Here is an 8,592-nt window from a genome sequence, read left to right on the forward strand (position 1 = left end):
CCCCGACAATTGGTCGTCTGCAAGGCTACGCCTCGAGCCAAACCTTCTCGAAATGCTGCTCGAGCGACTGGTGCTGCTCGCAGCCATGCACGCCCTTGCGGTACGTGCGGTAGACCGAGCGCCAGTAGGGCTGGATGATGACGCCGGAATCGCGCAGATTCTGTTCGATCTTGGCCATGAGCTCCTTGCGGGCGTCGGGATCGGGCATCGCCAGCGCCTTGTCGAGCAGACTGTCGAATTCCGGATCGGCGTAGGCGCTCTCGTTCCACGCGGCGCCAGACTTATAAGCGAGCGCCAGCACCTGGACGCCGAGCGGCCGGCCGAGCCATTCCGTGCAGGAGAAAGGATATTTGCTCCAGTCGTTCCAGAAGGTCGCGGCCGGCAGCACGGTGCGCTTGATCTTCAGCCCGGCCTCGCGCATCTGCGCGGCGATGGCGTCGCCGGTGCTCTTCTGCCAGTCGACGTCGACCGAGATGAGCTCGTATTCGTGGTCGGCCTTGCCGGCCTCGGCGAGCAGGGCCTTGGCTTGATCAATGTTGCGGACGGCCGGGCCGATATCGGCATATTCGGGATGCATCGGCCCGACATGATGGTTCTCGGCAGGCTTTCCGCGGTTGTCCATGCCGATCTTCAGCACGGCGGCGTTGTCGACGGCGAGCTGGGCGGCGCGGCGCACCTTGATGTCGTCATAGGGCGGATTGCCGATATTGAACCGCGCGACGATGGTCGAGCCGGTGGCGATTTCCGAATTGCTCAGGCCCATGGAGTCGGTCTGCGCAACCGTGTCGGAGGCGGTTTCGTGGTCGGTGTCGATCTCGCCCGATTCGAAGGCCGACAGCATCGCATTGGGGTCGGAGCCGTAGTCCACCCATTTGATGCCGTCGAGGTAGAACTCGCCCTTCCACCATGGCTTGTCTTTGCGGCGGACTTCGGCGCCGACCTCGGCGTCCCATGCCACGAGTTCGCAAGGCCCGGTGGTGATCGCCAATGCCTTCAGCGGATCGCCGTCGCCTTCATAGCTGCGGTGCATGATCAGCGCCGGGTAGTCGGCCATGCCGGCGATCAGCGAAATGTCGGGCTTCGGCAAATTGAGCCGCACGGTGACGTCGTCGACGCGTTCGATGCCGCCGTCGACGGCTTTCTTGGTGTCGGCGTTGACCAGTGCGCCCATGCGCGCGGCGACCGAATTGCCGGCGACGGACGCATCGCACCAGCGCGTCAGATTGTGGATCACGTCGTCGGCGTTGAAGGTGTCGCCGTTCGACCAGGTGATGCCCTTGCGGACATGCAGCGTCAGCACGCGGGCGTCGTCGCTGGTTTCCCAGCTCTCGAGCAGCCATGGCTCGAAGGTGAAGTCGCGCTTCCAGCGCACCAAATATTCGTTGCACTGGCGGGCGACGTTGGACATCTCGACGCCGTCGAAGGTGCGCGGATCCTTCCAGCCCTTGACGTTCATGGCGACACGCAAGTTGCCGCCGCGCTTCGGCTCCTCGGCCCTGGCCGGTGACGGCACAAGCCCGCCGAGCGCCAGCGCGCCGGTAGCGCTGACGCCGAGCGCAGCCATGGTGGCGAGATATTCGCGCCGGTTCATCTGGCCTTTCTTGAAGCCATCGGCGACGGGCTCGGCCTGCGGATGCAGTTTTCGATCGGTCAGCATGAACTTCATTGTCGTCATTCCCCTGTTGTTGGGCACCTCTGCCGATCGCCAAACGCGGGGGATGGATGCGATCGCCGGAGCGCCATTGCCTCGGGATGATAGGGCGAGCTCCCGTGGGGGAGTGTTCGGACTTCCGCAGTTCTTGTGCGCTGTTCCGCAAACGGAAGGTCCCCCTCACCCGGATTGCCAACCGAATTACGAAGAGCAATTGGGGGCAATCCGACCTCTCCCCCGGGGGAGAGGAGGTCGCCAGCGTTGATGCCAGCCTCTTCTCCCCAGCGGGGAGAAGGTGGACGCGAAGCGGCCGGATGATGGGGCCTTCGCAACCTCAGTAAGGCCAGTCGCCTTTGCCGAGCGCGGCGATGGCCGCAATGATGCGCCCGAAGGCTTCGCCGGCTCGCGGCACGGTCTTGCGGGCGCGTAGAAAGCTATGCACGAGGCGCGGCTCCTCATGCCACAAGGCGCGACCGCCGGCGGCCAGGATGCGGCCGCGATAGGCCTCGCCTTCCGAGGACAGCGGGTCGCATTGCGCGGTGACGATGACCGTCGGCGGCAGCCCGGAGAAGTAGGTGTCGCTGAGCGGCGAAAAGGTCGGGTCGTCCTGCGACTGTCCCTTCGCCGACCGGATCTGGCGATAGAACTCGATGTCGCGCAACGTCAGCAGCGGCGCTTCGGCGTGCTCGACACAGGAGCCGGCGCTCTCTTTGCCAACTGGTTCCGGGCCGCCGAGCTCGGGATAGATCAGCACCTCGCCGATCGCATGGCGAGGATGGCGGCGTGTCGCCTGTGCCACCGCAGCGGCCAGATTGCCGCCGGCGCTTTCGCCGCAGAGCACTATCGGCAGGCCGGCCGTCGCCGTCGCCCATTCGAATACGGCCAGCGCATCGTCGAAGGCGGCCGGATGCAGATGCTCGGGCGCCAGCCGGTAATCGGCGGACAGCACGGCAAAGCCGGTGCCGGCGCATATCTCGGCGCAGATGTCGTCATGGCTGTCGAGCCCGCCAAGGACGAAGCCGCCGCCGTGATAATAGACAACCATCGCTTGCGGCGCCGTGCCCGCCATCTGGTAACGCCGGACCGGGATCGCACGGTCGCCGGCAGGAACCGCGCTGTCGCTGGCCTTGACGCCGGGTGGATAGGGCTCGCGAAACGCCCGGCACATGGCATCATAGACCGCCCGCTGCCTGTCGATCGGCATGTAGACGATTTCGGGCGGATACCACTCGTTGACCCGATCGATATAGGCCCACAGCTCCGGATCGAGCAGCGTTTGGTATTTTCCGCGCCCTCTCGTTCCGGGTCGCTCGGCCTCGGTGATCATCGCTGCGCGATCCCGCTCAGAGCTCGGCGTAGAGCCGGGCAGCATTTTCATAGCTGAAGCGCAGCGGCACCGAGCCCTCGACCTGCCAGGCTTCGACCGTCTCGCCTGCCAGCAGCCGGCAGGCGCCGTCGGTGGTGGTGACGGCACCGCCATAGAGCCGGTTGGCAAGGTTGAGGACGGCCGTCTGGTGCATCGCGGTGCTGCCGCTGCCGCAGGCATCCTTGACCAGCAGCACTCGAAACCCGAGCGCCACCGCATCCTTGACGGTGGCATCGATGCAGGCCTCGGTCCAGACGCCGGCAACGACCAGCCACTCGATGCCGTCGGCCTTCAGCCGCTCGGCGGCAGGCCCCGCGCGGAAGGCGCTGGCATCGGTCTTGACCAGCATCATCTCGCCTGTCGCCGGGCCCACTTCCGCGCAGATCGCAGTCAGCGGATCGTCCTTGTCGGAAAACGCCGACTTGCCGCTGGCCTCGACCGGGTGGAACGGCCGCGCCGTGGCGAGATCGACGATATAGGCCCAGTGGTAAAGGGGCACATTGTTGGCCCGCGCCGCCTCCTGCAGCCGCTGGACGTTGGCGAGGATGTCGCCATAGCCTTCGACCAGATAGCGCTTGTCCCGCCGATGCTCCTCCTGGAGATCGATGAACACCGCCGCCACCTTGCCGCGCTTGATCGAGATCGGGCTTTTCATGCAAAACTGCCTGTCAACACTCAAACATGCCTGTCAAGGAAATCATCCTCATAGGGGAAGCGCGACAGGAGCTCGGTGCCGGTCTCGGTGATCAGGATCTCGTCTTCCAGCTTGACGCCCTCGCGGCCGCCCTTCTCGCCGATATAGCTTTCGACGCTGACCACCATGCCGGGCACGATGACACCGTCGCGGCCATAGGTCTCGTAGTCCATGGCGTGCGCTATGAACGGCGTTTCGCCATGCATGCCGACGCCGTGCATGACCGAGGTATAACGCTGGTCGACGAAGCGGTCCGGTATCTTCCAGGCCCTTTCGGCAATCTCGCGAAACGCCATGCCCGGCTTGACGACCCCGATATTGTGCTGAACCTGGTCGTGCGCCATGCGGTAGAGCGACTTCTGATAATCCGTCGGCTTGCTCGGTCCGCAACGGAAGGTGCGCGAAAAGTCCGAATAATAGCCGTAGCAGCCGATCGTATCGGTATCGAGCGCCAAGAGTTCGCCCGGCCTGATCTTGCGGCCGCTCGCCTCGTTGAACCACGGATTGGTGCGCTGGCCCGAGGTCAGCAGCCGGGTCTCGATGAACTCGCCGCCTTGCCGGATCACCTCACCATACATGATGGCGAACAGCTCGTTTTCGGAAACGCCAGGCTTGATCGCCTCGCGCACCGCATAGACCGCAGCCTCGGCACCAGCCATCGACACCTGCAGGCATTTTACTTCCTCGGGCGTCTTGACCGCGCGCACCGCCAAAATCTCGCCCTGGCAATCCCGCACCTCGCAGCCGCGCTTTTCCAGCGCCAGTGCCTGCAGATGGCTGCAGCGGTCAAGGCCGAGCTTCATCGAGCCGCCGCCATGCGCCTTGAGCAATTCGGCGATCTCATCGGCGAACGGGCCGGCGGTCTCGTCGTCGCGGCCCGACACCGATGACCAGACCAGCTTGGACGGACGCGCCTCGTCGATCGTGTCGAGCACCATCGAGACATGGTAGCTCTGCGGATATTCGAACAACACGATCGGCCCTTCGGTGGGGATGAAGAAGTAGCGCGTCGAGTTGCGCAGGAAATAGCCGAACATGTTGCGCGAGCCGGTGGCGTAGCGCTGGTTGTAGGGGTCGAACAAAACGACGCCGCCATAGCCGGCCTCGCGCATCCAGGCGCGCAGCCTGGCAAGCCGGCCCTTGCGCAGCGCGTCGGCGTCGATGAAGGACGGCTCGGTGTCCGACAGCCACATGCCGCCGGCCGGATCCGCCGCCGCCGGATGGCGCATGCGATCCCTAAAGTCGACATCCTCGGTGCTGTCGGGGTCAAAAACGACGATGCTCATGGGTGCCTCCTGGAAGCGGCGAGGATGGGCCATGCGCCGCGTAGAGGCTGTGCGCGATACCGCAGATGTTGTGCGAAATACCGCTTGAAGTCGTTCCGTAGCGTTCTACGGCGCCCCCCTCTGTCCTGCCGGACATCTCCCCCTCAAGGGGGGAGATCGGCTCGTCATCGCCGCTTTCGTGAATTTCCACCGTCGCAGGAGGAGCGGAGCATCGAAGCTGCCAATCTCCCCCCTCGTGGGGGAGATGTCCGGCAGGACAGAGGGGGCGCTGTCCCGCCAACATCAGAAATACCTAATGCCTCCGCATCACCTTCGGCGCATGGCCATGCTCCTCCCGGAACGCCCGCGCAAAGCTCGACATCGAGGCGAAACCGCAGGCCAGCGCGACGTCGCGCACCATCAGCGTCGAATGCGCCAAGAGGTCGGCGGCACGCTTCAGCCGCAGGCGGCGGTAATAGCCGTTGGGCGAGATACTGAGTTCGGAGCGGAAATTGCGTTCGAGCTTATCGGAGGAGACACCAAGTCGCCCCGCCAGTTCCGCCATGCCGAGCCGCTCCTCCACCGCATCCTCCATGATGGCGATGGCCGACAGCACCAGTTCGTTCTGCACGCCGGTCCGCAGCCTGAGCGGCATCAGCTTGCGGTCGACGCTGGAGCGTAGCGGGCTGTGCACAAACCATTCGGCGACGCCGGCGGCCAGTTCGGCGCCATAATCGCTGGTGATGATCTCCAGCATCATGTCGAGGCTGCCGACGCCACCGGCCGAAGTGAAGCGCTTGCGGTCGATGACATAGAGATCGCGCCTCAGTTCGATATCCGGAAACGCTTCGGTGAAGGCAGCCTGGCTGGTCCAGTGCAAGGTGCAGGCATAACCGTCGAGCAGGCCGGCCCGAGCCAGGAAGAAGGCGGCATCCGCCACCGCACCGATATGGGCGCCGTCGCGCAGGCTCCTGCGGATCCAGCTCACCGCATCGTGCGCGACGAGATGATCGGCATCGCCGCCCGAGCAGACGACGACGCGATCGACCTTCGGCGCGTCATGGGCGGCAAAGCCGGGCTGGATGACGACGCCGTTCGAGGCCTCCACCGGGCCTTCGGCGGCGCCGACGATGATCCAGCGATAGCAGTCCCGCTTGGCCAGCACGTTCGCCGCGCGCAGCGGCTCGATCACCGAGCTGAACGCCATCATCGGAAAGCCTGGGAAGACCAGGATGGCGAAGGTGAGCGGGGTGTCGGTGGGTTTCGATGACTCGGGCGTGGGGGTGGTCATGGGTGGTGCTCGTCGGCAACTGGGTGGAGCGCACAATTCTGCCGAATACGGTCGGGGTCAACCGGAACCGCCAGCCGTCCACCAATCAGGCGATCGTTCACGCCAAAAGCGTAGGCGGCGGGGCTATTGGAGGTGCAGCTTGAGCATTTGTGCACAATGTAGTTTGTTCCCCCGAGGGAAGCGGGGGAAGCAGATGGAAATTGCGAAACTTGTTATATCGGCGCTTACGCCGATCGTCGTTGCTATTCTAGGTTGGAGAATTAGCCGGACACTCAAGGAAATCGAACAAAAGCAATGGGCTAGCAGAAAGCTAGTGGAGAAAAGGATAGAAATCTATGATAGGATTTCACCGCAAATAAATAAGTTATTTTGCTATTATCGCTGGATTGGGGATTGGAAAAATTCTCTCCACATGAGATAATTGATACAAAAAGAAACTTGGATCAACTATATATCTACTCGCTATCTTCTTGATGACAAATTTTTGAATCGTATTCCAGTTTCATGGACGCTTTGTTTCTGACCTACAACGGCGCTGGTGAGGATGCGCGTTTACGCAGTCATATTCGGAATGAGGAGGGGGATCGCGCCAAGTCGACATTTTATCAATGGGGAGGTGCGGCATGGGAGGATTGTTTCGACGATAGCCAAGTTTTGCCCCTGAACGAGATTTCAAGGCGCTATGGGGCCGTAATGCAGGCTCAAAAGGCTGGTATATTTTCGCAGTAGGATGAGCGGGGAATGAGGTGCACGCTTCTAATTGCAATTTCGTAGCATCGGCACTTTTCAGGCGACCAGACACGCACGACATCGAGACTATGAGCAAACCTCCAATAGACAAAGTCTTGATACGCCCAATCGACCGGAAGCGTGAGTCAGCCTTTTCGATGACCATTGGTCACGACGGCGACGGAAAACTCACTGATATGGTCGTGACCACGGATTCGATGTTTCTTATCAAGGAACATTCCGTGCATTCGATCAAACTAGCGGATCAACTTGATCCCGATCGCACGAATATTGACCTCCCCAACACCCACCAATTGTTTGCTGATGCCGGTTCCGAGTCCGATATCGTGGCCCGAACCCTACTCTCGGCTAGTCGGCTTTTTTCAAAAACCCATTTTCCGGACCCTAAGACAAGAGACTTCAGCATTTCGACCTCCGCCGACATCATGACCCAGCTCTTAGCGGCACAGAAAATCCTCTCCCTGCTCGAAACTGATGAGGCGAGGCAAATCGCAGAGGTGAACTCCTCCAAGGATTCCACACGATTGCCCGCGGTGACGGAGGTCGAAACTCGAGCGAACACTTTCATTCAAAAAGCGGAGCACGCCCTCCAAGCGATTTATCGCCTCGCGGAGGTTTTTTACGGTCCGCAAATGAAAGCTGCGGGAAAATGGCCGGATAGTTTGACTTCAGTCCTAGCTAAGGAATTTGGCGAGAATGACGTCACGACGGTCTTTGCCAGGGAGTTGGCGAAATTTGCGCATCAAGTTCGCAACACCCGCCATTGTGTCGAACACCGCAAAGATGATCAGCGGGTTATAGCAAAGGATTTTTGCCTCAATTTAAATGGGACGGTTACGCGGCCGTCGATCACGGTGGTGCACCCCAAGACTCCGATAAATGAGACCGATCTGACCGCCTTTATGTCGGCATGGGTCGCCAGCTTGACGGATGTCACGGAAACGATGCTCCTGCATCTTGCAGGCAAAAACCACGCTCCGTTTGGAAATCTTCCGATCGGAGTTGGCATAGTTCCGGAAAATCAGAGAGCCATCCAAAAGGTTCGCGTCGGGTACCTAATAAATGTTGCGGGCCAATGGAACCGCCTAGGCTAGTCCTGAGAAGGAAAACAATGCGAACCCGCGTCTCGGCGCTTCTAGGGAGCGATTAGCCGATGCCACGGTTGCGCGATGTGCTCTCAAATTTCCAGATGCATATCTATTTGTTGGAAAGGTTGGATATAAACAGCCCGCGACCGACAATTCAGTTGAGCCTTGTAAGCCGGGTGTTAGATCGAGGAGACGTTCGCTTCCAACGAGGTCTATATCGGATATATCCAGCAAAATCTTTGTGGGCCTATCTGGCGACTTTGAAATCTGAGGGCAAGGATTGGTTCCTCGAAGACGGCTCGCCGTTCAGTGCCGAATTCAACAGGGATCCTGAAACGGTAGCGCCTCACCCATTTTTCAAACTGTGGGAGAGGAGGGGCACTTACTAGGCCGTAGACTCATTAGCGCGAAGCCATAGCCTGATCGAAGCGAGCTGGATCATGGCGAGGAAGTTGGCAGCCAGCTTGTCGTAGCGGGTGGCGACGCG

6 protein-coding genes and 1 pseudogene are annotated in these 8,592 nt (G+C 61.2%); 1 reads left to right on the top strand and 6 read right to left on the bottom strand.

What is annotated here, in order from left to right; translation table 11 throughout:
- Window positions 1-25 precede the first annotated feature (25 nt).
- From NKI18_RS26490 to NKI18_RS26510, 5 genes are all read right to left on the bottom strand, one after another.
- Entirely contained in the window at window positions 26-1,666 is a 1,641-nt protein-coding gene (locus NKI18_RS26490; protein WP_352619924.1) for an ABC transporter substrate-binding protein, read from the bottom strand.
- Window positions 1,667-1,985: 319 nt separating this feature from the next.
- Window positions 1,986-2,978: an alpha/beta hydrolase gene (locus NKI18_RS26495; RefSeq protein WP_352619923.1), complete on the bottom strand. Its 993-nt coding sequence runs from the start codon at window positions 2,976-2,978 to the stop codon at window positions 1,986-1,988.
- A gap of 16 nt (window positions 2,979-2,994) precedes the next feature.
- The gene (locus NKI18_RS26500) at window positions 2,995-3,672 is read right to left on the bottom strand and encodes an isochorismatase family protein (RefSeq protein ID WP_352619922.1); all 678 of its coding nucleotides are present in this window, start codon (window positions 3,670-3,672) and stop codon (window positions 2,995-2,997) included.
- Between the two features lie 20 nt (window positions 3,673-3,692).
- Window positions 3,693-4,997: a M24 family metallopeptidase gene (locus NKI18_RS26505; protein WP_352619921.1), complete on the bottom strand. Its 1,305-nt coding sequence runs from the start codon at window positions 4,995-4,997 to the stop codon at window positions 3,693-3,695.
- Window positions 4,998-5,289: 292 nt separating this feature from the next.
- A complete protein-coding gene (locus NKI18_RS26510) occupies window positions 5,290-6,267 on the bottom strand; it encodes a GlxA family transcriptional regulator (RefSeq protein WP_352619920.1) in 978 nt (325 codons plus the stop codon).
- A gap of 887 nt (window positions 6,268-7,154) precedes the next feature.
- On the opposite strand from NKI18_RS26510, the gene NKI18_RS26515 reads away from it, so the two are divergent.
- The gene (locus NKI18_RS26515) at window positions 7,155-8,111 is read left to right on the top strand and encodes a hypothetical protein (protein ID WP_353021090.1); all 957 of its coding nucleotides are present in this window, start codon (window positions 7,155-7,157) and stop codon (window positions 8,109-8,111) included.
- A gap of 379 nt (window positions 8,112-8,490) precedes the next feature.
- Here the strand turns inward: NKI18_RS26515 and NKI18_RS26520 are convergent.
- Window positions 8,491-8,592, bottom strand: a pseudogene (locus NKI18_RS26520) (IS5/IS1182 family transposase); the annotation flags it as partial.

Source organism: Mesorhizobium sp. M0800, assembly GCF_040320095.1.
Classification (GTDB): Bacteria; Pseudomonadota; Alphaproteobacteria; order Rhizobiales; family Rhizobiaceae; genus Mesorhizobium.